The organism is Streptomyces sp. R35 (assembly GCF_041053035.1).
GTDB lineage: Bacteria > Actinomycetota > Actinomycetes > Streptomycetales > Streptomycetaceae > Streptomyces > Streptomyces lutosisoli.
Genome location: NZ_CP163440.1, coordinates 1,277,596 through 1,303,508 on the forward strand (window position 1 = coordinate 1,277,596; position 25,913 = coordinate 1,303,508).

Sequence of the window (25,913 nt, forward strand, 5' to 3'; positions counted from 1 at the left end):
TGGCGGGCTGCTGCGAAAATGGCTGCCATGACGCGCAACGCACCCAGTGAGCTGGGGGAATTCCTCAAGGCCCGGCGCGCGGAGCTCAGCCCCCGTTCCGTGGGGCTGCCCGGCGGGGCCGTACGGCGGGTGCCGGGCCTGCGCCGGGAGGAAGTGGCCATGCTGGCCGCGATCAGCACCGACTACTACACCCGCATGGAGCAGGGCCGCATTCAGGCGTCCGAACCGGTACTGAACGCCATCGCCCGTGTCCTGGACCTGGACGAGGACCAGCGCGCCTACGTGTTCGAGCTGGCCGGGAAGGAACCCGCCCGGCCGCGCACGCAAGGCGTGCAGACGGTCCAGCCGCAGTTGCAGCGGCTGCTCGACGACCTCGGTTCCATCCCCGCCATGGTCCTGGGCCGCCATATGGATGTGCTGGCGTGGAATCCGCTGGCCGCCGCCCTGGTCGGTGACTTCGGGCAGATCCCGGAGAAGGACCGCAACTACGCCCTGATGGTCTTCAGCCCCGCCATGCGAGAGCTCTACGCGGACTGGGAGAGCACGGCCCGTATCGCGGTCGCCCAACTGCGGATGGAAGCGGCTCACAACGCCGGCTCCGCACGGCTCACCAGCCTCGTCAACGAGTTGTCCGAGCGGGACCCGGACTTCCGGCGCTGGTGGGCCGCTCACCACGTGGCCGCCCGCACCGTCGGCACCAAGACGCTGAACCATCCCATCGCCGGGACCCTCGTCCTCGAATGGGACACCCTCACCTGTAGCACCGACCCCGACCAGCAGCTCATCGTCTGGACCGCGGCCCCTGGCACGCCCACCCACGAAGGGCTGCGTTTCCTCGCCTCCTGGGCCGCCGACAGCCACGAGCCCACCCGCGGCACCACCAACTGATCGTCTGCTGCCCGGGACCGGTGGCACATATGAGGTGCCGCCCGGCGTCGGACGCCGCCTCAGCTCACGTCCAGCACCGCCTTCCCCCGCAACCGGCGGCTCCCCAGCGCCTCCACCGCGTCCGCGATCTTGTCCCACGGTCCGCGCCAGCCGACCGGGACGCGCAGCCTCCCCGCCGCGACGAGAGTGAGCAGTCTGCTCAACTGGGCCTGGCGGTCGGTGAGTCCGACACCGTTGTAGACCGAGACGATGGCCTTCGGGACGGGGCTGCCCAGGGTGGATCCGACGGGCAGGGTCGCTGCGTGGCCGGAGGCCCAGCCCACGCTTTGCAGGGTGCCGCCGGGGGCCAACAGGGTGTAGAACGCGGTCAGTTGGTCGCCGCCCACGGTGTCGATCACCACGTCGACCGGTTCCGCCGGACCGGCTAGGCCGATCGCGACCTCGTCCGCGCCGAGGTCGGTGAGCCCCCGCGCGCTCTCCTCGGAACCGGCGACCGCGATGACGTACGCGCCGCCGAGCGCCGCGAGCTGCACGGCGAACCCGCCGACGCCGCCGGACGCTCCCGTCACCAGGACCCTGCGGCCCAGCAGCGGTCCCGCCTGTTCCAGCGCCCTCAGGGCCGTCCCGGCGGCGACCGGCAGTGTGGCCGCCTCGCCCAGGTCGACGGCGTCGGGCACCACGGCCACGTCCGCGACGTCCATGGCGCGCAGCGCGCCGAAGCCGCCACCGTCGGCGAAGCCCACCACGCGGCTGCCGACGGCGGGCCCGCTGCCGTCCGCCGCGGCGGTCACGACGACACCGGCCGCGTCGAAGCCGATGACCTCGCCGGGCTCGGCGCGCTCCGCGAAGAAGAGCTCGGCGGCGTTGAGTGAGGTGTGCCGGACCTCCACCAGGACCTGGGCGGGGCCCGGTACGGGATCGGGGGCTTCGCCCAGGCGCACCCTTCCGGGTGCCATGGGGTCGACGATCAGTGCGCGCATGAGAGGTACCTTCTCTCGTAGTCGGCGGCTCGCCACGCACCAACTCCCGCCGATCCGGAGTTCTTCCCGCCGCTCCCCCGCCGCGCACGGTTGGATGGTCCCCATGACCGACGAGCACGAGCGGATGATGCGGGCCAACCAGGCCAACTGGGATGCGCGCACCCCCGTCCATCTCGCCAGCCGGTTCTATGGGCTGCACGAGAAACTCGATCCGTCCCGCTGGTTCGCCGCCTTCGAGTGGGAAGACCTCGGTGAACTCGCGGGCCTCGATGTGCTCCATCTCCAGTGTCACCTCGGCACCGAGACGATCGCCTTCGCCGAACGCGGCGCCCGCGCCGTCGGCCTCGACATCTCCGAGGCGTCCGTGGCGGCAGCGGCCGGCATCGCGGCACGCGCGGGCGCCGGCATCACCTACGTACAGGCCAATGTGTACGACGCCGTCGAGGCCCTGGGCGGGCGGCGGTTCGACGTCATCTACACCGGCAAGGGCGCCCTGTGCTATCTGCCCGACCTGGAGCGCTGGGCCGCCGTCGTCGCCCAGCTCCTGCGTCCGGGCGGGCGGTTGTACCTGGTCGAGTTCCACCCGCTGCTGAACTCGCTCGGCCCCAAGCCCGCCGAGGGCGAGGGAGGTGAACTGCTGCTGCGCCACGACTACTTGGGCGGTCGGGACGCCGTCCACCGGGACGCGACGTACACCTACACCGACGGTCCGGCCGTGCAGGGTGCCACCGACAGCTTCGAGTGGATGCATGGAATGGACGAGGTCGTCAACGCGTTGGTCGCAGCAGGGCTCGGTATCCGGCGACTGCGGGAGAGCGACGAGCTTCCCTGGCCCCGGTGGCCGCAGATGACCCGTACCCCGTCCGGGTGGTGGCGTCTGCCGGAGACCGAGCCGCGCATTCCCCTGCTGTACGGCCTCCTCGCGGGCCGCTGAGTCACAGATCACAGCGGGACCCGGCCAGCGGGTGGTACAGTGCGAACAGCACTCGTGTACGCCCCGTCTCGGGCGCCGGTGCCAGTTCCCTTTCTTATCGCTGTAACGCCTGTTGCTATCCGACCGGCGGACCAGCTTCTCAGCACCACCTCTTGAGCGCGGCCACGGGCAGTTCTTTCCGTCCGCCGTACCCGAGGTGTTGTCTCCCCGCCGTACGGACGCGTGAGCACGCCGCCTCCACCGGCACATCCCCTCCCTTCCTCATGACCTCATGAATCCGTCCTCGAAAGGACCCCTTCTCATGACCACCACACTCGAACACCCACCTGTACAGCAGCAGCCCCAGGCCCAGGTCGCCACCGGTGTCCTCGACATCGACGGCAACGGGAAGGGGTACCTGCGCTCCGCGAACTGCCTGCCCACGCCGAACGACGTCCAGGTCTCCGCCGCGCTGATCCGCCGTTACGGCCTGCGCAAGGGCGACACCGTCGAAGGCGTACGCGGCGGACCCCGCGCGCTCGCCGAGGTCGAGCGGATCAACGGCCGTACGCCCCAAGAGCTGCGCGGCCGCCCGCACTTCCGCGACCTCACCCCGCTGCACCCCCGCGACCGGCTTCGCCTGGAACACCCGGCGAGCGGTCTGGCCGGGCGCGTCGTCGACCTGCTCTCGCCGGTCGGCAAGGGCCAGCGCGGCCTGATCGTCGCCCCGCCCAAGACCGGCAAGACGGTGCTGCTCCAGCAGATCGCCGCCGCCGTCGCGGGCAACCATCCCGAATGCCACCTGATGGTGGTGCTGCTCGACGAGCGGCCCGAAGAAGTGACCGACATGCGGCGCTCCGTCCGGGGCGAGGTCTTCGCGTCGACCTTCGACAAGACGCCGAAGCAGCACATCGCCCTCGCCGAGCTCGTCATAGAGCGCGCCAAGCGGCTCGTCGAGCAGGGCGAGGACGTGGTCATCCTGATGGACTCGCTCACCCGGCTGTGCCGGGCGCACAACAACGCGGCGGCCTCCGGTGGCCGCACCCTCAGCGGCGGCGTCGACGCCGCCGCCGTGCACGGCCCCAAGAAGTTCTTCGGCGCCGCGCGCCTCGCCGAGGAGGGCGGCTCGCTCACCATCCTCGCCACCGCCCTGGTGGAAACCGGCTCCCGCGCCGACGACTACTTCTTCGAGGAGCTGAAGAGCACCGGCAACATGGAGCTCCGCCTCGACCGGACCCTCGCCTCACGACGCGTGTTCCCGGCCGTCGACATCACCCCGTCCGGCACCCGCCGCGAGGAACTCCTGCTGCCCGCCGCCGAGTTGACGGCCATGCGAGGACTGCGGCGCGCCCTGCAGACGCGGGACGGCCAGGCCGGCCTCGAAACCCTGCTGGAGCGGATGCGCTCCACCCCGGACAACGCGACCTTCCTCCGCCAGGTCCAGCCGACCCTGCCGGTCGCCTGACCTGTCCCGCGTGCGGCATCCGGGTACTCGATCCGGCCGCTCGGCCCTGGCACCCCGGTGTACGGCGACTCCGTTCCTACGTTGGCGGAATGACCATCGGATTCTCACCCAGCGCCATCGCCTGCCGCGCCGCCGTCTCCTGTTCCGTCGTCTGCGCGGTGGGCGCGCTGGCCCTCGCGCCGAGTCCGGCTGCCGCCCGGGCCCACACCGACCCGGGCGCGCCGAGGCCCGCGGCCTCGCAGCCGCCGCCGCTGTACCGGCCGGGGACACAGGTACGGCTCCGGGCCGGGGCGCCCGAGGTCCCCGAGGACGTCTCCGCGCTGTCGTGGCTGGTGGCCGACGCCCGCACCGGCGACGTGCTCGCCGCACACGACGCACACCTCAGGCTGCCGCCCGCCAGCACCCTCAAGACCCTGTTCGCGCTCACGGTGCTCCCGGCACTGCCCGGCGGCATCCGGCACACCGTCAAGGAGGAGGAGCTCCAGGACATCGGCCCCGGCAGCAGCCTGGTGGGCGTCGCGGAGGGGCGCACCTACCGCGTGGCCGACCTGTGGCGTGGTGTCTTCCTCAACTCCGGCAACGACGCCGTGCACGTGCTGGCCTCGATGAACGGCGGCTGGGAGAGCACGGCCGCCCGGATGCAGACCAAGGCCCGTTCACTGGGCGCCCTCGACACCCGCGTCATCTCGCCCGACGGCTACGACACACCCGGCCAGGTCTCGTCCGCGTACGACCTGGCGGTCTTCGGGCGGGCCGGACTGCGCAACCCGGAGTTCGCGCGGTACTGCTCCACCGTCCAGGCCATGTTCCCCGGCGACGGCTACGCGTTCGAGATCCACAACACCAACCGGCTGCTGACCGGCGCCGACGGGGTGGAGCCGTACCCGGGCCTGATCGGCGTCAAGAACGGCTACACCTCCGACGCGGGCAACACGCTCGTCGCCGCCGCGCGGCGGGGCGGGCGCACCCTTGTCGTCACGGTGATGAACCCTCAGGAGGGCGGCGGGTTCGCCGTGTACGAGGAGGCGCGCTCGCTGCTCGACTGGGGCTTCGCGGCGGCCGGGCACGTCGATCCCGTCGGGACGCTGCTCGACACGCGTCGGGTACCGGCCGCGGGACCCGCCGCCCTGCCCGCGGCTCCGGCGGAGAGCGACGGAGCCGGCTGGTCCGAGGCCACCGTCATCGCGGGCGCGGCGGGTCTGGGCGCCGGCGGCGTCGCCCTGGCCCTGCGGCTCAAGGGCACACGGCCCACGCGTGACTGACCGACGGGCAGCCACAGCAGCAGCCCGAGCGTGATCCACGTGTACGTGTTGCTGCCGAGGAACCCGTCAAGGCCGGAGGCGTCGTCGAACCACAGCCACACCACGCTGCTGCACAGCACGACGTACAAGGCGGCCGCGATCCGCGGCCGGCCCCGGTGCAGCAGCACGGCGAAGGACGGCAGCAGCCAGACCAGATGGTGCACCCAGGTGATCGGGCTGACGAGGCAGGCGGCGAGCCCGGTGAGGGCGAACGCGGCGGTCCAGTCCTCGTCGGCCAGGGCACGGGAGGTCCGCCACGCCCACACGCACAGGACCAGCAGGGCGGCCGTCGCCCAGGCGGCCCTGCTCGGTTCGTCCGGTGCCGCGAGCCGGGCCAGGACACCCTGCAACGACTGGTTGGAGACATAGGCGAGCTGTCCGATGCGGGCCGTGTCCCACACCGCGTCGGTCCAGTAGAAGCGCGAGGCGCCCGGTGCCGCCCAGGCGGCCAGCGCGGTGGCCGCCGCGGCAACGGCCGTCGCGACCCCGGCGGCGCGCCAGCGGCGGGCGAGCAGCAGCAGGCCGATGAAGAGCGCGGGGGTGAGCTTGACCGCCGCCGCCAGGCCGATGCCGACGCCTGCCCGGCGGCCCCGGCCGGTGGACAGCAGCCATGCGTCGCTCAGCACGAGGGCCAGGAGCAGCAGGTTCACCTGGCCGAAGCTGAAGGTGTCACGGACCGGTTCGAGCAGCGCCAGCAGACAGCCCGCCAGGGCGAAACCGAACCAGCCGTAGCGGCGCAGCGCGGGCCCGACCAGGACCCACACGACCACGCCGAGGGCGGCGAGGTTGAGCAGCAGCCCGACGGCGATCGCCGTGCGCAGCCCGACCAGCGCCATCGGCAGCATGCCGAGGGCCGCGAACGGCGGATAGGTGAAGCCGTACGTCGTCCCCGGCACCCGGTAGTCGTAGATCCGGCCGCCGTGGTGGACCCAGGTGTCAACGGCCCCGTAGTAGACACGCAGGTCGAACCAGTCGCGCAGCAGCGGCACGGTGGCGGTGAACACGGCGACGGCGACAGCGAGTCCGAGCACGAAGAGCAACCGCCGGCGATCGGTGCCGCCCGGCCTTCTCATGCCCTCCGGTCCTCTCGTGCCCTCCGGTCCTCTCATGCCGCCCGGTCTTCTCATGCCGTCCGCCCGAGCACCGGTGCCTGCGCCGCCTGGTGGGCGTGCCAGAGCACGACGAGGGCGAGTACTCCGCCGGAGACGGCCAGAACCACCTGCTCGGCGTCCGGCGGTCCCCCGCTCGGCAGCACGGCGAGCGCGAGCACCGCGCTGGCGGCCGCGACCCGGTGGCGTACCGAACCGCTCGGCGCCGCCGCGGCGATGAGGAACAGGCCCCACAGCGCGTACCAGGGCCGGATCGCAGGGCCGAACACGGCGACGGCGGCCAGGCTCAAGCCCAGCGCGTAGATCGGACCAGGCCGCAGGCGCAGCCATATGAACAGGACCACCATCACGGTCAGCGCGAGTCCCGCCGCGTGCCAGACGGGCAGCGCCAGAGGTGCCAGGCCGCTGCCGAGCTTCTCCAGCAGGGCGCCGGTGGCGCGGCCGAGGACGCTGGTGGGCGACCAGTTGTGCGGCGACACGGGGGTCTTCAGGGCCGCGATCCAGCCGTATCCCGTACCGGTGGCGGCCGTTGCCGCGACCGTCGTGGCGAGGGCGACCCCGGTCGTGGTCACGGCGGACCTCAGCATCCCCCGGCGCCCGCGCAGCGCGACCACCGCAAGGAGGCCGAGCGCCGCGGGCGCCTTCACCAGGGCGGCGAGGGTGATGAGGACGACGCCCAGGACGTGCCACCGGCCGCGCGCGGCCACCAGTCCGACTCCGAGCAGACCGAGCATGATGGCGTCGTTGTGCGCACCGGCCACCAGGTGCAGCAGGACGAGGGGGTTGAGCGCCCCCAGCCACAGCGCGGCGGCCGGATCGGCGCCGCTGTGCCGGGCGAGACGGGGCAGTGCCGCCGCCATCAGGGCGACGCCGAGCAGGGCGACCAGGCGCATGCCGAGCAGTCCGGCCGGTATTTCCCCGCGTGTGAGTCCGGACAGAGCGGAGGCGACGGCGAGGAAGACCGGGCCGTACGGCGTCGTGGTCTGCTGCCACACCGGCGCCACCTCGTCGGCGAGCGGACCGCCGAGCTGCGCGGGCCCGTGCGCGTACACGTCGATGTGCGCGTCGACCATGGCGCCCTGCGCGAGATAGCTGTACACGTCCCGGCTGAACAGCGGCGGCGCGAGGAGCAGCGGCGCCGCCCACACGGCGAGAACGAGCAGCAGGGAGCGGGGAGTCGGTGGTTCGGGGCCCCGTACGACGGTGCCGAGCAGCGCCCACGCGGCTATCAGCAGGACGACGCCGAAGTAGACACCGACCACGCCGAGTACGGCACGGCCGGACTCGGGGGCGAGGAGGTCCTGCATGGGCAGCGCCCCGGCCGTCTCACCTCCCAGGGCGAGGAAGGCGGTACCGGCCAGGCCCAGGGCCTGGCAGCGGCGGAGATCGACGGGAGCCTTGGCCAACACTTGGCCAGCGTGTCAAGGGTGGGTGGCCGGAAAGCGACGGGGTGCCCTCCGGGCGGGGACCGTCTCATGGCCTGCGTGTAATCAGACGGGGGTCTGCGGGTGGTTTGTCGGGTGCGGGTGCTTCGTGGCTGGTCGCGCCCACGCGGCGGAGCCGCGTGACGTCACAGCCCCACGCCCGTGAAGGGGCGCTTCGGACACCCTTCTCAGAACACTGACACGCCCGTCAGCGTCGTGAAGCGGTCCAGTGCCGCCACGCCCGCCACCGAGTTGCCCCGCTCGTCCAGGCCCGGGCTCCAGACGCACAGCGTGCAGCGGCCCGGTACCACCGCGATGATGCCGCCGCCGACGCCGCTCTTGCCGGGCAGGCCGACCCGGTAGGCGAAGTCGCCCGCCGCGTCGTAGGTGCCGCAGGTGAGCATGACCGCGTTGACCTGTTTGGCCTGGCTGCGGGTGAGCAGCCGGGAGCCGTCGGCGCGGACGCCGTGCCGGGCCAGGAAGCCGGTGGCGAGGGCGAGGTCGGCGCAGGACGCCTCGATCGAGCACTGGCGGAAGTACTGGTCGAGGAGGGCCGGCACCGGGTTGTCGATGTTGCCGTAGGACGCCATGAAGTGGCCGAGCGCGGCGTTCCGGTCGCCGTGCGCGGCCTCGGACGCGGCGACGTCCTTGTCGAAGGTCAGCCGGGGGTTGCCGCTCTCGGCGCGCAGGAAGTCGAGAAGTGCTCCCGCCGCGTCGCCGGTCTGGGTCTGGAGGCGGTCGGTGACGACGAGGGCGCCCGCGTTGATGAACGGGTTGCGCGGGATGCCGTTCTCGTACTCCAGCTGGACCAGCGAGTTGAAGGGGTTGCCGGAGGGCTCACGGCCGACGTGCTCCCACAGCTCGTCGCCCTCGCGAGCCAGGTCGAGGGCGAGGGTGAAGACCTTGGTGATGGACTGCGTGGAGAACGGCTGCTGCCAGTCCCCCACGCCGTACACCGTGCCGTCCAGCTCCGCGACGGCCATGCCGAAGCTGCGCGGGTCGCGGGCGGCGAGCGCCGGGATGTAGTCGGCGGGGCGCCCGCGACCCGGCGTCTGCGCGATCTCGGTGGCGATGCGCTCCAGGACCGGCTGGAAGGTCAAGGACGACGAGTACGGCATGATCACCATTGTGCCGCCCAGCCGGTCCCGCTGCTCATCGGCTCAGACCTCCAGCCGGGCGCCGCTGCCGGCGAGCACCTCGGGCCGCAGCAGCGCCTCCAGGCGCTCGGCGGGCAACAGGCCCTTCTCCAGGACGAGTTCGGCGACGCCGCGTCCGGTGGCGAGGGCCTCCTTGGCGATGTCGGTGGCCGCCGTGTACCCGATGTGCGGGTTGAGCGCGGTCACCAGCCCGATGGAGTTCTCCACGGCCGCCCGGAGAACCTCCGTGTTCGCGGTGATCCCGGCGACGCACCGCTCGGCGAGGGTCAGACAGGCGGCCCGCAGGTGCGTGATGCTCTCGGACAGGGAGTGCAGGATGATCGGCTCGAAGGCGTTGAGCTGGAGCTGGCCGGCCTCCGCCGCCATGGTGATGGTGACGTCGTTGCCGATCACCTCGAAGGCGACCTGGTTGACGACCTCGGGGATGACCGGGTTGACCTTGCCGGGCATGATGCTCGAACCCGCCTGCACCGGCGGCAGGTTGATCTCGTTGAGGCCCGCGCGCGGCCCGGAGGACAGCAGCCGCAGGTCGTTGCAGCTCTTGGAGAGCTTGACCGCGATCCGCTTCAGCACGCCCGACATCTGCACGAAGGCGCCGCAGTCCTGGGTCGCCTCGACCAGGTTGGCGGCGGTGACCAGCGGTAGCCCGGTGATGTCCGCGAGATGGCGGCGCACCGACTCGGCGTATCCGGCGGGGGCGTTGAGCCCGGTGCCGATGGCGGTGGCGCCGAGGTTGATCTCGTGGATCAGCTCGACGGCCTCGGCGAGCCGGCTGCGGTCCTCGTCCAGCATCACCGCGTACGCCGAGAACTCCTGCCCCAGTGTCATCGGCACCGCGTCCTGGAGCTGGGTGCGCCCCATCTTCAGTACGTCACGGAATGCGACGGCCTTGGCGGCGAACGCGTCCTGGAGCACGGCCATCGCCTTGAGCAGCCCGCGCACGGCGAAGACGGTGGCGACCTTGACGGCGGTCGGGTAGACGTCATTCGTCGACTGGCCGAGGTTGACGTCCTCGTTGGGGTGCAGGTACTGGTACTGGCCCTTTTCGTGGCCCAGCAGTTCCAGCGCCCGGTTGGCGACGACCTCGTTGGCGTTCATGTTCGTCGAGGTGCCCGCGCCGCCCTGAATGACGTCGACGACGAACTGGTCGTGCAGTCTGCCGTCCCGGATCTCCCGACAGGCCTCGACGATGGCGGCCGCCTTGCGGGGCTCCAGCAGGCCGAGTTCCTCGTTGGCGCGAGCGGCGGCCTCCTTGACGGCGGCGAGGGCGTCGATCAGATGCGGGTAGGCGGAGATCGGGGTGCCCGTGATGGGGAAGTTCTCCGTGGCGCGCAGGGTGTGGATACCCCAGTACGCGTCAGCAGGGACGTCGCGGTCTCCAAGCAGATCATGTTCGCTGCGGTGCGCTGCTGCGACGGTGGTCATGGCTGGGCGGTCCTCTTTCGGAGGGGTGAGGGTGGGAGGGGTGAGGCGTAGAGACAGGGGCAAGAGGCAACGAACCTAAGGGGCGCGGGGAACTGCGCGACCAGCCACAGCGGACCCGCACCCGCCGCACAGCCCTACTCGCACGGCGCTTGGGCGCACGGCGCTCAGGCGCACACGTCGTGCGCCGGCAGCGGTTCGAGCGCCCGGGCCGCGCGGATGTGACCGACCACCGCACCGCCCCCAAGAAGCGGCGCACCGGCGAACTCGGCGAGCGCCGCCGGGTCAACGCCCGCCCGCGCAAGGGCCGCCGCGGCCACCGGAACCCGCGCCCGATCGGCACCGTCGGCGATCTTCACGGCGACGGCCCGGCCGTCCGGCAGCGCCGCGACCTGCACACCTTCGAAGCCGTCCTTGGCGAGCAGCCCCGGCACGGCCCGCATCAGCGCGGCGACGTCGCGCCCGGACCCGGAGGCCATCTCGGCGTGCTCGCGCATCGCGTCGGCGACGCGCGCCTCGGGGGTGCCCGGCGCGGCGGTGGTGATCCGGGCGGCGGCGCGGGCGAGGCCGTGCAGCGAGACGGAGAACAGGGGCGCGCCGCAGCCGTCGACGGTCACCTGGGCGATGGCCTGTCCGGTGAGGTCCTCGACGATCTCGGCGATGGCCTGCTGGAGGGGGTGCGCCGGGTCGAGGTAGTCGTCGAGCGACCAGTCGTTGAGGTGGGCCGTGTACAGCATGGCCGCGTGCTTGCCGGAGCAGTTCTGGGCGAGCTGGGAGGGCAGGCGCCCCTCGCGCACCCAGGTCTCGCGGACGACCGGGTCGAACGGCAGGTCCGGGATGTTGCGCAGCCGGGCCTCCGGCAGGCCGGCGAGTTCCAGGATCCGCCGGGTTCCGGCCAGGTGCCGTTCCTCGCCGGAGTGGCTGGCCGCCGTCAGCGAGAGAAGTTCGCCGTCGAGCGGGAGTCCGGCCCGCAGCATGGCCACAGCTTGGACGGGCTTGAGCGCCGAGCGCGGGTAGAAGGCGGCCTCGATGTCGCCGATCTGGAGTTCCACGGTGCCGTCGGCGGCCAGCACGACCACCGAGCCGTAGTGGATGCCCTCGATGACACCGCCGCGTACGAGATGGGCGACGGGGGCGTGGAGGGGTTCGCGGATCACCGGAGCCGCGGCGAGCGAGCAGTCGTACGTCACGGTCGGGTTCACGCGTCGACCCCGTCGCGTATCCCGGCGACCCGGCGGCGCACCCCGTACCAGCCCGCGACGAGCGCGGCCGCGATCAGCGGCAGACACAGCACGGTCGTACGGCCCGCTCCCCCGTCGGCGTACATGAGGACGAGCACCGAGGCGAGGAAGCCGATGGTCACGATCTCGGTCCACGGCGAGCCGGGGAGGCGGTAACCCGGCCTGGACAGCTCGCCGTTCTGGGTCTTCTTCCAGAAGAGCAGGTGACAGAGCATGATCATGCCCCAGGTGGCGAGGATGCCGATCGCCGCGAAGTTGAGCACGATCTCGAAGGCGTCGGCGGGGACCACGAAGTTGAGGCCGACGCCGAGGACGCAGATGCCGCTGGTGAGCAGGATGCCGCCGTACGGGACGTGGCTGCGGCTCATCACGCCGGTGAACTTCGGGGCGGAGCCGGACATCGCCATGGAGCGCAGGATGCGGCCGGTGGAGTACAGACCGGAGTTGAGGGACGACATGGCGGCGGTGAGGACGACGAGGTTCATCACGCCGCCCGCGGCGGGGATGCCGATGTTCGACAGCACAGTGACGAACGGGCTCTGGTCCGCGCTGTACTTGCTCCAGGGCAGCAGCATCGACAGCAGGACGACCGAGCCGACGTAGAAGAGGCCGACGCGCCACATGATCGAGTTGATGGCCTTCGGCATGATCTTCTCGGGGTTCTCGGTCTCGCCCGCGGCGACGCCGACCAGCTCGACGGAAGCGTAGGCGAAGACGACGCCCTGGATGATCAGCAGCATGGGCATCAGGCCGTTGGGGAAGATGCCGCCGTTGTCGGTGATCAGGGACGGGCCGGGGTTGTGCCCGTCGACGGGGTGCTGGGTGACCAGCAGGAAGATGCCGATGAGCATGAAGACGACGAGTGCGCTGACCTTGACGATCGCGAACCAGAACTCCAGTTCGCCGAACAGGCGAACGGATATGAGGTTCACGGTGAGGACGACGGCGAGCGCGATGAGCGCGATCACCCACTGCGGGATGTCGGAGAACATGCCCCAGTAGTGGGTGTAGAGGGCTACGGCGGTGATGTCGGCGATACCGGTGGTGGCCCAGTTCAGGAAGTACATCCAGCCGGCGACGTACGCGCCCTTCTCGCCGAGGAACTCACGGGCGTACGACACGAAGGCGCCGGACGACGGCCGGTACAGGACGAGTTCGCCCAGCGCGCGTACGACCAGGAAGGCGAACAGGCCGCAGACCGCGTAGGCGACGAAGAGGGAGGGTCCGGCGTCGGCGAGGCGGCCGCCGGCGCCGAGGAAGAGGCCGGTGCCGATGGCGCCGCCGATGGCGATCATGTTGACGTGCCGGGACTTCAGGGACTTGCTGTAACCCGCGTCTCCGGCGTCGACGTGTGCGGCGGGCCGCGCCGACGTCGTCGTCGGGTCGCCTTGAACGGATTCTTCTTGCAGGGACTGCTCGCTCACGCCTCGGGTCCGCCTTCCGTGGGAGTGTCCGTACGCGCGGGGCGCACGATGTCGATGAGGGTGGTCTCCACGCGGTCGAGGTGATGGGACATCGCCTCCACCGCGTCGGTCTCGCTACCGTCGATCAGCGCCTCGACGATCGCGCGGTGCTCGTGGTTGGACTGCTCGCGGCGGCCGCCGAGTTCGTTCAGGAAGGCCGACTGACGGGCCAGGGCGTCCCGGATCTCCTCGATGACCCGGCGGAACACCGGGTTCTGGGAGGCCTCGGCGACAGCGATGTGGAAGATCGTGTCCATCGCGACCCACGCGGTGGTGTCGGTCTCCCGCTCCATGCGGTCGAGGAGATGGGCGAGGTGGTCGAGGTTCTCCGCGGTGCGGCGAGTGGCCGCGTACCCGGCGACGGGGATCTCGACATGGCGGCGCACTTCGAGCAGGTCGCTCGCCGCGTAGTCGCCGAAGGTCGGGTCCTCGACCGTGTTGGCGATGACGAAGGTGCCCTTGCCGGTACGGGACACGGTCAGGCCCATGACCTGCAGGGCCCGCAGCGCCTCACGGAGCACGGGGCGGCTGACTTCGAGGCGGCGGCAGAGCTCCGCCTCGGAGGGGAGCTTGTCGCCGATGGCGTACTCGCCGCGCTCGATGGCGCCGCGGAGGTGGGTGAGCACCGCTTCCATGGCGCTGACGCGCCGCGGTACCGAGCCACCTGTCTGGCTGTCTGACAGGTTCACGGAGGTGATCCTGCGGGTGCCGGGAGGTGACTGTCAAGGGGAGCGAAAAGAAAAATTCAGGGGGCGTGAAGTCTGAAAGTCGACTTCACGCCCCCTGTGAGCAGCTGTTTGTGTCCTCAGCTGTCGAGGACTCCGGTGGCCAGCAGCCCGAACAGCGCCACACCGATGACAATCCGGTAGATCACGAAGGCGTTGAAGGAGTGCTTGGCGACGAACTTCAGCAGCCAGGCGATCGAGCCGTACGCGACCACGAAGGAGACGAGGGTGCCGACGGCCAGCGGGGCGGCGCCCACACCCGTACCCAGGGCGTCCTTCAGCTCGTACAGACCGGCGCCGGTCAGGGCGGGGATGCCGAGGAAGAAGGAGAGCCGGGTGGCGGCGACGCGGTCCAGGTCGAGGATGAGCGCCGTGGACATGGTGGCACCGGAGCGCGAGAAGCCCGGGAAGAGCAGGGCGAGGATCTGGGAGCTGCCGACCAGCATCGCGTCCTTGAACGAGGTGTCGTCCTCACCGCGCTTGTGCCGGCCCATCTGGTCCGCCGCCCACATCACACCACTGCCGACGATGAGCGAGCCGGCGACCACCCACAGCGAGCCGAGCGGCCCGTCGATGAGGTTCTTGGCGGCGAGGCCCACGATCACGATCGGGATGGTCGCGTAGATGACCCACCAGGCGAACTTGTAGTCGTGGTGCTGGCGCTCCTCCTTGTTGCGCAGCCCGCGCCCCCAGGCGGAGACGATCCGCACGATGTCCTTGAAGAAGTACGCAAGCACGGCGGCGATCGCGCCGACCTGGATGACCGCCGAGAACCCGACTACGGCGTCGTCGTCGACGGGGATGTTCATCAGCCCCTCGGTGATCTTGAGGTGGCCGGTCGAGGAGACGGGGAGGAATTCGGTCACCCCCTCGACGACTCCGAGGACGACGGCCTGACCGACGTTGATGACGCTCATGGGATCCAGTTCTGAGGAGTTGGTCGACAGTGCTGTAGACGGTGCAGGGGACAGTCTTGCCTATGCGCGCGGACGCCCGGCGACTAGGCCCACAAAGCTTGCGCAAACGAGACCCCGGCGAAGGCCGCGCCCAGGCCGGCCGTCACGCTCACGATCACGTTGGCGGCAGCGTAGAACCCCGCGCCGGTCTCGGTCAGCCGCAGTGTCTCGTACGAGAACGTCGAGTACGTGGTCAGGGCCCCGCACAGGCCGGTGCCGATCAGTAGTTGCAGGTGCCCGGAGGCGTGGCCCGTCGAGGCCGCGCCGGTCAGCAGGCCCAGGATCAGACAGCCTGTCACGTTGACGACGAGGGTGCCCCAGGGGAAGACCGTGTCATGTCTCAGCTGCACCGCCCGGTCGGTCAGATAGCGCAAGGGCGCGCCGACCGCGGCACCGATGATCACCAGCAGCCAGTTCACAACGACTTCTCACCTTTCCCGCGCCTGCCTCGGGGGCGGTCGTGCGAGGTGTCATCGCGTCCGGCGTACCGGATGACCTCGCAGTCGTCGAGGATCACCAGACCCTCGGTGACGAGTTCGTCGAGCTTCGGCAGGAAGGCCCGTACACGCTCCTCGGTGTCCACGATCACGACGGCCACCGGAAGGTCCTCGCTCAGCGAGAGCAGCCGGGAGGTGTGGATCAGGGAGGAGGCACCGAAGCCCTCGATGCCCCGGAAGACGCTGGCACCGGCCAGACCGGCCGCGTGGGCGCGGTGCACGATCTCCGAGTAGAGCGGCTTGTGGTGCCAGGTGTCGTTCTCGCCGATGAAGATCGTCACCCGCAGGGCGCTGCCCGTCAGCCGTGTCATCGCTGCCTCCATGCCAGAGCGCGGCGTGCCGCCGTCACCGCGAGCCACACCGTCGCGAGCGCCGCGAACAGGGTCGCGGCCAGGTAGACGAACCCCGTCCCGGGGTGGCCCGCGTCCACAAGTTTCTGGATGTCGACGGCGTACGTCGAGAAGGTGGTGAAGCCGCCGAGCACCCCGGTGCCGAAGAAGGGGCGTACCAGCCGGTGGGCCGCCCACACGTCGGTGATGACGACCATGAAGGCGCCGATGACGGCGCAGCCGACGACATTGACCCAGAACGTGGTCCAGGGGAATCCGCCCGTCTCGGCGGGCCACAGCCGTGCCGCTCCGTAGCGGGCCGTGGCGCCGATGGCGCCGCCGAGCGCGACCATCGCGACGACCGGCGTCTGGCCGTGCCAGGGAGACGCCTTCCGTACGGGCATCCGTACAGGAGTGTCGGGGCCGTCGACTCGCTCGGAGTGCGGGACTGTCATGACGTACTTCTCCTACTCGCCGGGGCCCGGGCAGCACCTGGGCACGCGTCATCGCAAGTAGGGACCGTTGGCGGCACCGATGCCGCGGTTCGGGTACGGCGGGCCCCACCACCGCGCCGCGACACAAGATCGCGGCCGGTCAAAGGGTAACGCCGGGGGTACCGTCGGCGCACACGCGGCTCAGCCCGTGGAACCGGGCAGATCACAGATCTCGAGGCCGCGTTCCCACAGGCTTCCCAGGATCAGGTGGCCGGCGGCCGCGCAGGCGCTGGTGACCATGCGGAAGCGGGAGCGGCGGCGCTCCAGGTGGTGAAGGACGTGACGGTCGTCGTCGACCGCGACGACACCGGCGGTGCCCGGGGGACGGAACGGCGCGCGCACCGCCGGACGGGCAGCGGTGTGCCGCAGGGCGGGGCCGCGGCGGTGGAGGAGTTCCAGGGCGGCGACGCGGGGCCTGTCAGCGTGTCGGCGGGGACGCGTACGGTGCCGTCGTCGAGCGCGATCCGCAACAGTGCGCGTCGGGCGTCGCAGACCAACAGGCCGTCATCCGGGAGGAGTTCGAGTCCCAGCGGCCTGCCGCCCGTCTCCGCGAGGACCTCGACGCGGGTGCGGTCGGGATCGGCCGGGGCGTCGACGCGCACGATGCGGCCGTCCTCCAGGCCGGTCAGCCCCCTGGCACCGTGCGGCGGCCGGTGCGGGACACGGATGCCTCCCGTGGCCGTCGGCTCACGCCGCTACCAGCCCTTCTCGAAGAAGTGGCTGACCTCGGCGATGCGGTACTCGTCGCGGCGGTAGAAGGTCCGCCGTCTGATCTTCTTGGCCCGCAGCAGACCGATCCCGGTGAGCAGGTCGAGATGCGTGCGCGCCACGGCACGGCTCACGCCGAGTTTGGCGGCGAGGGCCGCCGGGCTGACGCCGTCCTCGACGAGGTCGCCGTAGCGCTGCGGCGGGAAGTGCGCGGTGGGATCCCGCAGCCACTCCAGTATGTCCAGGCGTTGCCCACTGACGGGAACCCTCAGCATCTCGTCCCCCTCCGTCACGGCGGTCTCCCGCTACTGTCCCGCAGCCCGGGGCGCCACGCACGGGCTTCCACGACCCTGGCCGAGGCCGAACGGGTGGAGCTCACCGGACGCGGCGGCTCAGGACAGCATGAGGGCCCGGCTACCGCGTGGCAGCCGGGCCCTCATGGGCTCAGTGGTGACCCTGCGGGGTCAGCGGTGACTGAACACCGACATGGCCGGAAGCGCCTTGTCGTCGAAGCCGAACAGGGCCTGGTTCTCCCAGCCGTTGCCCGACGTGGCGTCCGTCGGGTCCCAGCCGTTGCCGGTGACCGCCGTCCAGGTGGCCTCCCAGTAGAAGACACCGAGACCGCGGCCGTTCGGGACGGCCTCCACGATGTTCATCACGTCGCGGAACCAGGCGGTCTGCCCGGCCGTCGTCGCCGGGTAGCCGCTGACCAGTTCACCGGTCGTGTCGATCTGGTTGACGAGCGAGTCGTCGCTGTCGAGACGGAAGGGGTAGGCCGTCTCGGCGATGAACACCGGCTTGCTGTAGCGGGAGGCGACGTCGTCGAGGGTGGTCTGCGCGGCGCCGAGCGAGCCGTGCCAGTAGCCGTAGTACGACAGGCCGATCACGTCGTAGTTGATCCCGTAGGTGGCCGCGTTGTCGAACCACCAGCGGACGGTGGCGTCGTCTCCGGCGTTGGCCAGGTGCAGGGCGACCAGGGTGCCGGAGGAGACCGCCTTCGCGGCGCTGTAGCCGGAGTTGAGCAGGCCGGCGAGCTGCGACCAGTTGGAGGTCGAGCCCTCGGACCACAGCATGCCGCCGTTGATCTCGTTGCCGATCTGCACCATGTCGGCCGTGGTGCCCTGCGCCTTGAGGGCGTTGAGCACGTCGTACGTGTGGTCGTAGACGTCCGTCTTGAGCTGGCTGTAGGAGTGGCTCGCCCAAGCGGCCGGCTTGGTCTGCTTGCCCGGGTCGGCCCAGGTGTCCGAGTAGTGGAAGTCGACCAGCAGCTTCATGCCCTGCGCCTTGATGCGCTTGGCCATGGCGAGGACGCGGGTCTTGTTGTTGTAGCCGTCGGCCGGGTTCACCCAGACCTTGAGGCGGGCGTAGTTCATGCCGGACGACTTGAGGATGGCGACCGCGTCACCGGTGGTGCCGGAGCTGGTCTTGTAGACGCCGCCGAGGGCCTCGCTCTTGGCGAGGGAGGAGATGTCCGCGCCCTTGACGGCCACGCTGCTGGTGCCCGAGGTGAACGTCAGGTCGTCGACGTTGATCCAGTTGCCCGCGTTCGCGTCGGAGTAGACGCTGATCGTGCACTGGTTGCTGGTCACGGAGACGGGCACGACCAGGTGTATCCACTCGCTGGTGGAGACGGGCAGGTCGGTGCGCTGCTCGGTGCCGCCGCAGTTCTTCAGCGCGAGGTAGGCGGAGTTCTGGCCGCCGCCCGAGCGCACCCAGGCGGTGAGCTTGTAGTTCCCGTTGGTCAGCCCGGAGAGGTACTGGTACGTCTCCACCTTGTACGCGGCGGAGGAGTACTGCGTCAGCCGGTAACTCCCGCTGTGGCCACCGGATTCCACGTAGGAGGCGCCGGTGTCGCCGTACTCCGACCAGCCGCTGGGCACGGCGGCGCCGGTCCCGTCGGTCTCGAATCCGGCGTTCGTGAGCGTGCTCGCCGCCTGCGCGGTCTGCGCGGGGAGGGCGGTGAGGGCGAGTCCGGCCACGAGCGGCAGCAGCAGGGCCCTGAGTGTGCGTCTGGGATGGAACATCTTCGTCCGTCGTCCCTTCGACGTAATGGGGATGGGGATGCCCCCCGATGGAGCTGGGGGAACCCCTCCGCCCGCGGCTCGGGTGCTCGCACGGGCGGAGGGGAGTCGGCTCGGCCGTCGGGTCCTGCGGCCCGGACGGCTGTTCACCCGGCCGGACGGGTCCAAGGACCCGGACGGCGGTCGGTGCGGCCGGACGGGTCGAAGGACCCGGGCGGCGGTCGGTGCGGCTGCCCGGGCCGGACGGCCCGGACGGCAGTCGGCTCAGCCGTCGAGTCGTACGACCCGTACGGCTCCCGCGGGTACCGCGAGGCGGCCCGCGGCGCGTTCGCCCGTCAGCAGCTCGGTGCCGTGCGCGTCCAGCGGCACCTTGGCGTCCGACGAGGTGTGGTTGATGGCGAAGACGTAGGTGCCCGACTCACCGGTGCGGCGCACCACTTCGACATCGCGGGGCAGGTCGGCGCGCGGCGCGATGCGCGCGTCGTCGCCGGCCCAGCCGATCAGGGCGTCCAGTCCCTGCGCGGCCAGGCGCGTGGACACGTACCAGGCCGAGCCCTCGCCGAGGCGGTTCCGGGTGACGGCCGGGTGGCCCGCGGTCAGACCGTCGGCGTACGTCCAGACGGTCTCGGCGCCGCGCGGGACCACGAACTCGGTCCACACGTCGCCGGTGAGCTCGGAGCCGTCGGGACCCGTGATCCGGACCAGGTCGCCCTGGAGGAGCGGCGAGAACTCCTCGACGGTCAGGCCGAGTACGTCGCGCAGGGCGCCCGGGTACGGGCCGTCGTGCACGGCGTCGTGCTCGTCGACGATGCCGGAGAAGTACGAGACGACGAGGGTGCCGCCGTTCTCGACGTACTCGCGGAGGTTGTTCCCGGCGGCCTCGGTCATCAGATACAGGGCGGGCACGACGACAAGGGGATACGCCGACAAGTCGGCTTCCGGGTGGGCGAAGTCGACCGTGAGGTGGCGGTCGTAGAGGGCTTCGTAGAAGGCGTCGGCGCGCTCGCGGGGGTCGTGGTCCTCGCTGGGGCGCCACTGGAGGTTCTGCGCCCACCAGGAGTGCCAGTCCCACAGCACGGCGACGTCGGCGACGGTGCGGGTGTCCTTGACGGAGTCCAGCGAGTCGACGGACGCGCCGAGTTCGACGACCTCGCGCCACACCCGGGAGTCGGTGCCCGCGTGCGGCAGCATCGAGGAGTGGAACTTCTCGGCGCCGCGCCGGGACTGCCGCCACTGGAAGAACATGGCGCCGTCGGAGCCGCGCGCGACATGCCCGAGGGAGTTGCGGGCCATCTGGCCGGGCGCCTTGGCGGGGTTGCGGGGCTGCCAGTTGACGCCCGACGTGGAGTGTTCGAGCAGCAGCCAGGGGGCGCCGCCGGCCACCGACCTAGTGAGGTCGGCGGCCATCGCGAGGTTCACATGGGTGCGGCGGCCGTCGGTGATCAGGTAGTGGTCGTTGGTGACGAGGTCGACCTCGCGGCCCCAGGCCCAGTAGTCGATGGAGTCGCACTGGCTCAGGGCGGTCATGAAGTTGGTGGTGACCGGGATGCCGGGCGAGAGGCGGTGCAGGATGTCCCGCTCGGCCACGAAGTTCTCGCGCATGGTCTCGTCGGCGAACCGCTTGTAGTCGAGGGCCTGGGTCGGGTTGCCGACGGTCGGGGTCAGGCGCGGCGGGTTGATCTGGTCGAAGTCCGCGTAGCGCTGGCCCCAGAAGGCGGTGCCCCAGGCCGCGTTGAGCGCGTCGATCGTCCCGTACGTCCTGGTCAGCCAGCGGCGGAAGTGCGCGGCGCAGGACTCGCAGTAGCAGGCCGAGACGGGGACACCGTACTCGTTGTGGACATGCCACAGGGCGAGCGCGGGGTGGCCGGCGTACCGGGTGGCGAGCCGCGTGGCGATGTTCGCAGCGGCGGCACGGTAGTCGGTGTTGCTGTGACAGATGGCGCCGCGTGAGCCGAACTCGTAGCGGGTGCCGTCGGCGGCGACGGGCAGCGCGTCGGGGTGTTCGCGGTAGAACCAGGCGGGCGGCGCCACGGTCGGCGTACCGAGGTCCGCGCGTATGCCGTTCTCGTGGAGCAGATCGAGCAGACGGTCGAGCCAGCCGAACTCGTAGGTGCCCGGCGCCGGTTCGAGCAGCGCCCAGGAGAAGATCCCGACGCTCACCATCGTGACACCGGCCTCGCGCATCAGCCGGACGTCTTCGTGCCAGACGCTTTCCGGCCACTGCTCGGGGTTGTAGTCCCCACCGAAGGCGAGCCTGGTGAGGCCCGTGGGGGTGGTCTCCGGCATGGATCTCTCCCGGTTAATCGATCATTTGGGAACGTGCACACACAGCGCCAGCGGCGCGAGCCCAACATAACCGCACAGCAACAACCATTGACAAGTGTCCGGGATGTTTCTCTACTGTGAACGCTCACAGAAGCATGGCAGGTCTTCGCAGCAGGCGGAGGCCCAGGTCAGGGGAGAACGATCCATGCCCATCACGAAGCACAGCCGCCTCGTGGCCACCACCATCGCCGTCGCGCTCGGCGCCACCTCTCTCGCCGCTTGCGGCTCGGAGGACGCCAAGGACGACGCCCAGTCCGGACCCGCGTCACTGACGTACTGGACCTGGACCCCGGGCATGGACAAGGTCGTGGACCTGTGGAACAAGGGGCCGGGGAAGAAGCAGCAGATCACCGTCACGGTGAAGAAGCAGGCGTCGGGAGACGACCTGGTCACCAAGATCCTCACCGCGCACAAGGCGAAGAAGGCCCCGGACCTGGTCCAGGCCGAGTACCAGGCGCTGCCGACGCTCGTCAGCAATGACGCGCTGGCTGACATATCGGGCGAGTCGAAAGAGGTGAAGTCCAAGTTCGCCGACGGTGTCTGGCAGCAGACGACGCTGGGTACGGACGCCGTCTACGCGATCCCGCAGGACATCGGCCCGATGATGTTCTACTACCGCGAGGACCTCTTCAAGAAGTACGGCCTGACGGTCCCGACCACCTGGGAGCAGTTCGCGGAGACCGCCCGCGCACTGAAGAAGAAGGCGCCGGACAAGGACCTCACGACCTTCTCCGCCAACGACTCCGGCCTCTTCGCCGGTCTCGCCCAGCAGGCCGGCGCCAAGTGGTGGACGACCTCCGGCGACAAGTGGAAGGTCGGCATCGACGACGCGGCGACGCAGAAGGTCGCCAAGTTCTGGGGCGGTCTCGTCAAGGAAGGCGTGATCGACAACGAGCCGATGTACACGCCGCCGTGGAACAAGGCCCTGAACACCGGCAAGCAGATCGCCTGGGTGAGCGCGGTGTGGGCGCCGGGCACCCTCACCACCGCGGCCCCCGACACCAAGGGCAAGTGGGCGATGGCCCCGCTGCCGCAGTGGTCGGACAGCGAGAACGTCACCGGCAGCTGGGGCGGCTCCTCGACGGCCGTCACCACGGACTCGAAGCACAAGGCGGCCGCCGCGAAGTTCGCCGCCTGGCTGAACACGGACCCGGACGCGGTGGCCGCGCTGGCGAAGGAGAGCGGTATCTACCCCGCCTCCACCAGCGCCCAGCTCAGTGACGCGTTCATGCAGCCGCCGGCCTTCTTCTCCAACCAGCAGGACTTCTACACGAAGGCCTCGGCGATCGCGAAGACCACCGCGCCGTCCGCGTGGGGCCCGAACGTGAACGTCGCCTACACGTCCTTCAACGACGCCTTCGGCGCCGCCGCGAAGAACAAGTCGGACTTCGGTGCCGCCCTGAAGACCATGCAGGACGACACCGTCGCCAACCTGAAGAAGCAGGGCTTCGGGGTCGCTCAGTGACAACCGCACGTCGGAAGTCGTACGGGGTCAAGGGGGCCCCGTACGCTTTCCTCCTCCCCGCGACGATCCTGTTCGCCCTCTTCTTCGCGCTGCCCATCGGCTACGCGCTCTGGCTGAGCCTGCACAAGGTCAAGGTCAGCGGCCTGGGCCTCGGTGCGGGCGCCCGCAAGGAGGTCTGGGCGGGCCTGGAGAACTACACCGACGCCGTCACCGACAACGAGCTGATCGACGGCGGGCTGCGGGTGCTGGGCTACGGCGCCATCGTGGTTCCGGTGATGCTCGGTCTCGCACTGCTGTTCGCGCTGATGCTCGACACGGACAAGGTGCGCTTCGCCCCCTTCACCCGGCTCGCGATCTTCCTGCCGTATGCCATCCCCGGCGTCGTCGCCGCACTGCTGTGGGGCTTCCTGTACCTCCCGGACGTCAGCCCCTTCTACTTCGTCCTCGACAAGCTGGGCATGCCGCAGCCGAACCTGCTGGACGGCGGCCCGCTCTATCTCGCCCTGTCCAACATCGCGGTCTGGGGCGGCACCGGCTTCAACATGATCGTCATCTACACCTCGCTCCAGGCCATTCCGGCCGAGGTGTACGAGGCGGCGAAGCTGGACGGCGCCACGCCCCTGCAGATCGCGGTGAAGATCAAGATTCCGATGGTGGCGCCCTCGCTGGTCCTCACCTTCTTCTTCTCGATCATCGCGACGCTCCAGGTGTTCAGCGAGCCGACCACCCTCAAGCCCCTCACCAACTCCGTCTCCACGACGTGGAGTCCGCTGATGAAGGTGTACCGGGACGCGTTCGGCGCGGGCGACATCTACGCGGCGGCCGCCGAGGCCGTGATCATCGCCATCGTCACGCTGATCCTGTCCTTCGGATTCCTGCGCGCCGCGAACTCCCGTAACAAGCAGGAGGAAGCACGATGAGTTCTCTTGCCGTAGGCAAGGCCGCTCCGGCCGCCGGCACGACCCCCGGAACCGCCCAGGGGCCGCCGCTGCGCCGCCGGATCGCCCTGGTGCCCACGCTGACGCTGCTGCTCGGCGCCCTCTACTGTCTGCTGCCCGTCGCCTGGGTGGTGATCGCCTCCACCAAGTCGGGCCGTGAGCTGTTCTCGACGTTCACGTTCCTGCCGGGCACCGGCTTCACCCAGAACGTGAAGGACCTCAACGCCTACCGCGACGGCATCTACTGGAAGTGGATGGGCAACTCCGCCCTCTACGCCGGTCTCGGCGCCCTCCTGTCGACGGCCGTCTCCGCGCTCGGCGGCTACGCGCTCGCGCTCTACCGCTTCCGCGGCCGCGAGACCGTCTTCAGCATCCTGATGGCGGGCGTGCTGATGCCGCCGGTGATCCTCGCGATCCCCCAGTATCTGCTGATGGCGAAGGCCGACCTGACGGACTCGTACGCCTCCGTCCTGCTCCCCCTCGTCCTCTCCCCGTACGGCATCTATCTCGCCCGGATCTACGCCGCCGCGGCGGTGCCCGGTGACGTGGTCGAGGCCGGGCGGATGGACGGCGCGAGCGAGTGGCGGATCTTCACCCGGATCGCGCTGCCGATGATGGTGCCCGGACTGGTGACGGTGTTCCTGTTCCAGTTCGTGGCGGTGTGGAACAACTTCCTGCTGCCGTACATCATGCTCAGCGACGACGAGAAGTTCCCGATCACCCTCGGCCTGTTCACCCTCCTCAAACAGGGTTCCAACACCCCGGCCCTGTACACCCTGGTGATCACCGGTGCGATGCTCGCGGTCATCCCGCTGGTCGCGCTGTTCCTGGTCATCCAGCGGTTCTGGAGCCTCGATCTGCTGTCCGGAGCCGTAAAGTCATGACCATGCATCACACGGGGGGCAGGCGCAAACCGCCGACGATCCATGACGTCGCACGCGAGGCCGGTGTCTCACGAGGGACCGTGTCGCGGGTACTCAACGGCGGGCACTATGTCAGCCCCGCCGCCCAGGAGGCGGTCAACGCCGCCATCCGCAGGACGGGTTACGTCGTGAACCGGCACGCCCGCTCGCTGATCACCGGACGCTCCGACTCGATCGGCTTCCTGCTGACCGAGCCTCAGGAGAGGTTCTTCGAGGACCCCAACTTCAATGTCCTGCTGCGGGGCTGCACGCAGGCGCTGGCCGCGCACGACGTTCCCCTCCTGCTGATGCTCGCGGGCACCCAGGACGAACGGCGGCGCATAACGCGGTACATCACCGCGGGCCACGTCGACGGGGTGCTGCTGGTCTCCAGCCACTCCGGCGATCCCGTCGCCGAGGAGCTGCGCGAGGCGGGCGTGCCGCTGGTCGCCTGCGGCAAGCCCATCGGCCTGGGATCCAAGGTGAGTTACGTCGCCGCGGACGACCGGGACGGCGCCCGGGACATGGTCAAGCACCTGCTCTCCCTCGGCCGCCGCCGCATCGGCATGGTGACGGGACCGCTCGACACCCCCGGCGGAGTCGAGCGACTCGCGGGCTACCGGGAGGTGCTCGCCGAGGCCGGGATCGAGGCCGACGACCGCCTCGTCGTCCCCGGCGACTACAGCCGGGCCAGCGGCGAGGCGGGCGCGGAGCGACTCCTCGAACGGGTCCCGGACCTGGATGCCGTGTTCGTCGCCTCGGACCTGATGGCACAGGGGGTGCTGTCCGCACTGCACAAGGCCGGCCGCCGGGTCCCCGAGGACGTCGCGGTCGGCGGCTTCGACGACTCCCCCGCCGCCGTCGCGTCCACCCCCGCCCTCACCACGATCCGCCAGCCCTGGGATCGCATCAGCGCCGAGATGGTGCGGGTGCTGCTCGCCCAGATAGGAGGCGATGATCCGGCGGCGGTGATCCTGCCCACGGAACTGGTGCGACGCGAGTCCACGTGAGGCACTCCGGTCACGTCTCACGTCACCTCTGACGTCCTTGCCCCGCGGCTGCCCCGCCGCGGGGCGGACGGCCGTCACCACGAGGAGGACGTCCGTGGCCAAGGGGAGGGCGTCCCTCGCCGCGCTCGCTCGAACACCGATACTGTTCGGATCAGTTGTGTGAGTGACAGCTGATGTGTG

Annotated in this window: 23 protein-coding genes and 1 pseudogene; 8 read left to right on the plus strand and 16 right to left on the minus strand. The window is 70.4% G+C overall.

What is annotated here, in order from left to right; translation table 11 throughout:
* Window positions 1-27 precede the first annotated feature (27 nt).
* Window positions 28-888, plus strand: coding sequence for a helix-turn-helix domain-containing protein (locus AB5J50_RS06255; RefSeq protein ID WP_369255669.1), 861 nt, complete (start codon window positions 28-30; stop codon window positions 886-888).
* A 59-nt stretch (window positions 889-947) separates the two neighbouring features.
* Here the strand turns inward: AB5J50_RS06255 and AB5J50_RS06260 are convergent, their stop codons facing one another.
* Window positions 948-1,868, minus strand: coding sequence for a zinc-binding dehydrogenase (locus AB5J50_RS06260; RefSeq protein WP_369255671.1), 921 nt, complete (start codon window positions 1,866-1,868; stop codon window positions 948-950).
* 103 nt (window positions 1,869-1,971) lie between these two features.
* Here AB5J50_RS06260 and AB5J50_RS06265 point away from each other — a divergent pair, with 103 nt between their 5' ends.
* From AB5J50_RS06265 to AB5J50_RS06275, 3 genes and pseudogenes are all read left to right on the plus strand, one after another.
* Window positions 1,972-2,802, plus strand: coding sequence for a class I SAM-dependent methyltransferase (locus tag AB5J50_RS06265; RefSeq protein ID WP_369255673.1), 831 nt, complete (start codon window positions 1,972-1,974; stop codon window positions 2,800-2,802).
* A 301-nt stretch (window positions 2,803-3,103) separates the two neighbouring features.
* Complete coding sequence (gene rho, locus AB5J50_RS06270) at window positions 3,104-4,246, plus strand: transcription termination factor Rho (protein ID WP_369255675.1); 1,143 nt, start codon at window positions 3,104-3,106, stop codon at window positions 4,244-4,246.
* 89 nt (window positions 4,247-4,335) lie between these two features.
* Window positions 4,336-5,178 (plus strand): annotated as a pseudogene (locus tag AB5J50_RS06275) (D-alanyl-D-alanine carboxypeptidase family protein); the annotation flags it as partial.
* A 59-nt stretch (window positions 5,179-5,237) separates the two neighbouring features.
* Here AB5J50_RS06275 and AB5J50_RS06280 read toward each other — a convergent pair.
* From AB5J50_RS06280 to AB5J50_RS06350, 15 genes are all read right to left on the minus strand, one after another.
* Window positions 5,238-6,620: a glycosyltransferase 87 family protein gene (locus tag AB5J50_RS06280; protein WP_369255677.1), complete on the minus strand. Its 1,383-nt coding sequence runs from the start codon at window positions 6,618-6,620 to the stop codon at window positions 5,238-5,240.
* A 50-nt stretch (window positions 6,621-6,670) separates the two neighbouring features.
* Window positions 6,671-8,065, minus strand: coding sequence for a polyprenol phosphomannose-dependent alpha 1,6 mannosyltransferase MptB (mptB, locus tag AB5J50_RS06285; protein WP_369255679.1), 1,395 nt, complete (start codon window positions 8,063-8,065; stop codon window positions 6,671-6,673).
* A gap of 203 nt (window positions 8,066-8,268) precedes the next feature.
* Entirely contained in the window at window positions 8,269-9,207 is a 939-nt protein-coding gene (locus AB5J50_RS06290) for a glutaminase (protein ID WP_327426618.1), read from the minus strand.
* A 33-nt stretch (window positions 9,208-9,240) separates the two neighbouring features.
* Window positions 9,241-10,662: an aspartate ammonia-lyase gene (gene aspA / locus AB5J50_RS06295; protein ID WP_369255681.1), complete on the minus strand. Its 1,422-nt coding sequence runs from the start codon at window positions 10,660-10,662 to the stop codon at window positions 9,241-9,243.
* 164 nt (window positions 10,663-10,826) lie between these two features.
* On the minus strand, window positions 10,827-11,861 hold the full coding sequence (locus AB5J50_RS06300; protein ID WP_369255683.1) for an asparaginase: 1,035 nt from the start codon (window positions 11,859-11,861) through the stop codon (window positions 10,827-10,829).
* On the minus strand, window positions 11,858-13,324 hold the full coding sequence (locus AB5J50_RS06305) for an amino acid permease (RefSeq protein WP_369255685.1): 1,467 nt from the start codon (window positions 13,322-13,324) through the stop codon (window positions 11,858-11,860). Before AB5J50_RS06305 ends, AB5J50_RS06300 begins: the two co-directional genes overlap by 4 nt.
* Complete coding sequence (locus AB5J50_RS06310; RefSeq protein ID WP_369265323.1) at window positions 13,321-13,998, minus strand: FadR/GntR family transcriptional regulator; 678 nt, start codon at window positions 13,996-13,998, stop codon at window positions 13,321-13,323. The genes AB5J50_RS06305 and AB5J50_RS06310 overlap by 4 nt, the downstream gene beginning before the upstream one ends.
* 170 nt (window positions 13,999-14,168) lie before the next feature.
* Complete coding sequence (locus AB5J50_RS06315) at window positions 14,169-15,005, minus strand: undecaprenyl-diphosphate phosphatase (protein WP_330302638.1); 837 nt, start codon at window positions 15,003-15,005, stop codon at window positions 14,169-14,171.
* An 83-nt stretch (window positions 15,006-15,088) separates the two neighbouring features.
* Complete coding sequence (gene crcB, locus AB5J50_RS06320) at window positions 15,089-15,463, minus strand: fluoride efflux transporter CrcB (protein WP_327426622.1); 375 nt, start codon at window positions 15,461-15,463, stop codon at window positions 15,089-15,091.
* The gene (locus AB5J50_RS06325) at window positions 15,460-15,852 is read right to left on the minus strand and encodes a DUF190 domain-containing protein (protein ID WP_327426623.1); all 393 of its coding nucleotides are present in this window, start codon (window positions 15,850-15,852) and stop codon (window positions 15,460-15,462) included. The genes crcB (AB5J50_RS06320) and AB5J50_RS06325 overlap by 4 nt, the downstream gene beginning before the upstream one ends.
* Window positions 15,849-16,325, minus strand: coding sequence for a fluoride efflux transporter CrcB (gene crcB / locus AB5J50_RS06330; RefSeq protein WP_369255688.1), 477 nt, complete (start codon window positions 16,323-16,325; stop codon window positions 15,849-15,851). The genes AB5J50_RS06325 and crcB (AB5J50_RS06330) overlap by 4 nt, the downstream gene beginning before the upstream one ends.
* Before the next feature lie 242 nt (window positions 16,326-16,567).
* Entirely contained in the window at window positions 16,568-16,966 is a 399-nt protein-coding gene (locus AB5J50_RS06335) for a hypothetical protein (protein ID WP_369255690.1), read from the minus strand.
* A gap of 93 nt (window positions 16,967-17,059) precedes the next feature.
* Complete coding sequence (locus tag AB5J50_RS06340) at window positions 17,060-17,347, minus strand: winged helix-turn-helix domain-containing protein (protein ID WP_327434882.1); 288 nt, start codon at window positions 17,345-17,347, stop codon at window positions 17,060-17,062.
* Window positions 17,348-17,536: 189 nt separating this feature from the next.
* The gene (locus AB5J50_RS06345) at window positions 17,537-19,096 is read right to left on the minus strand and encodes a glycosyl hydrolase 53 family protein (protein WP_369255692.1); all 1,560 of its coding nucleotides are present in this window, start codon (window positions 19,094-19,096) and stop codon (window positions 17,537-17,539) included.
* Window positions 19,097-19,357: 261 nt separating this feature from the next.
* Window positions 19,358-21,379 (minus strand): beta-galactosidase, encoded by a 2,022-nt coding sequence (locus tag AB5J50_RS06350; protein ID WP_369255694.1) that lies wholly within the window; start codon window positions 21,377-21,379, stop codon window positions 19,358-19,360.
* Between the two features lie 184 nt (window positions 21,380-21,563).
* On the opposite strand from AB5J50_RS06350, the gene AB5J50_RS06355 reads away from it, so the two are divergent.
* The 4 genes from AB5J50_RS06355 to AB5J50_RS06370 are packed head-to-tail and all read left to right on the plus strand — an operon-like array spanning window position 21,564 to window position 25,733.
* Entirely contained in the window at window positions 21,564-22,883 is a 1,320-nt protein-coding gene (locus tag AB5J50_RS06355; protein WP_369255696.1) for an ABC transporter substrate-binding protein, read from the plus strand.
* Window positions 22,880-23,803, plus strand: coding sequence for a carbohydrate ABC transporter permease (locus AB5J50_RS06360; RefSeq protein WP_369255698.1), 924 nt, complete (start codon window positions 22,880-22,882; stop codon window positions 23,801-23,803). The genes AB5J50_RS06355 and AB5J50_RS06360 overlap by 4 nt, the downstream gene beginning before the upstream one ends.
* The gene (locus tag AB5J50_RS06365; RefSeq protein ID WP_327426629.1) at window positions 23,800-24,705 is read left to right on the plus strand and encodes a carbohydrate ABC transporter permease; all 906 of its coding nucleotides are present in this window, start codon (window positions 23,800-23,802) and stop codon (window positions 24,703-24,705) included. Before AB5J50_RS06360 ends, AB5J50_RS06365 begins: the two co-directional genes overlap by 4 nt.
* On the plus strand, window positions 24,702-25,733 hold the full coding sequence (locus AB5J50_RS06370; protein WP_369255700.1) for a LacI family DNA-binding transcriptional regulator: 1,032 nt from the start codon (window positions 24,702-24,704) through the stop codon (window positions 25,731-25,733). Before AB5J50_RS06365 ends, AB5J50_RS06370 begins: the two co-directional genes overlap by 4 nt.
* Window positions 25,734-25,913 lie beyond the last annotated feature (180 nt).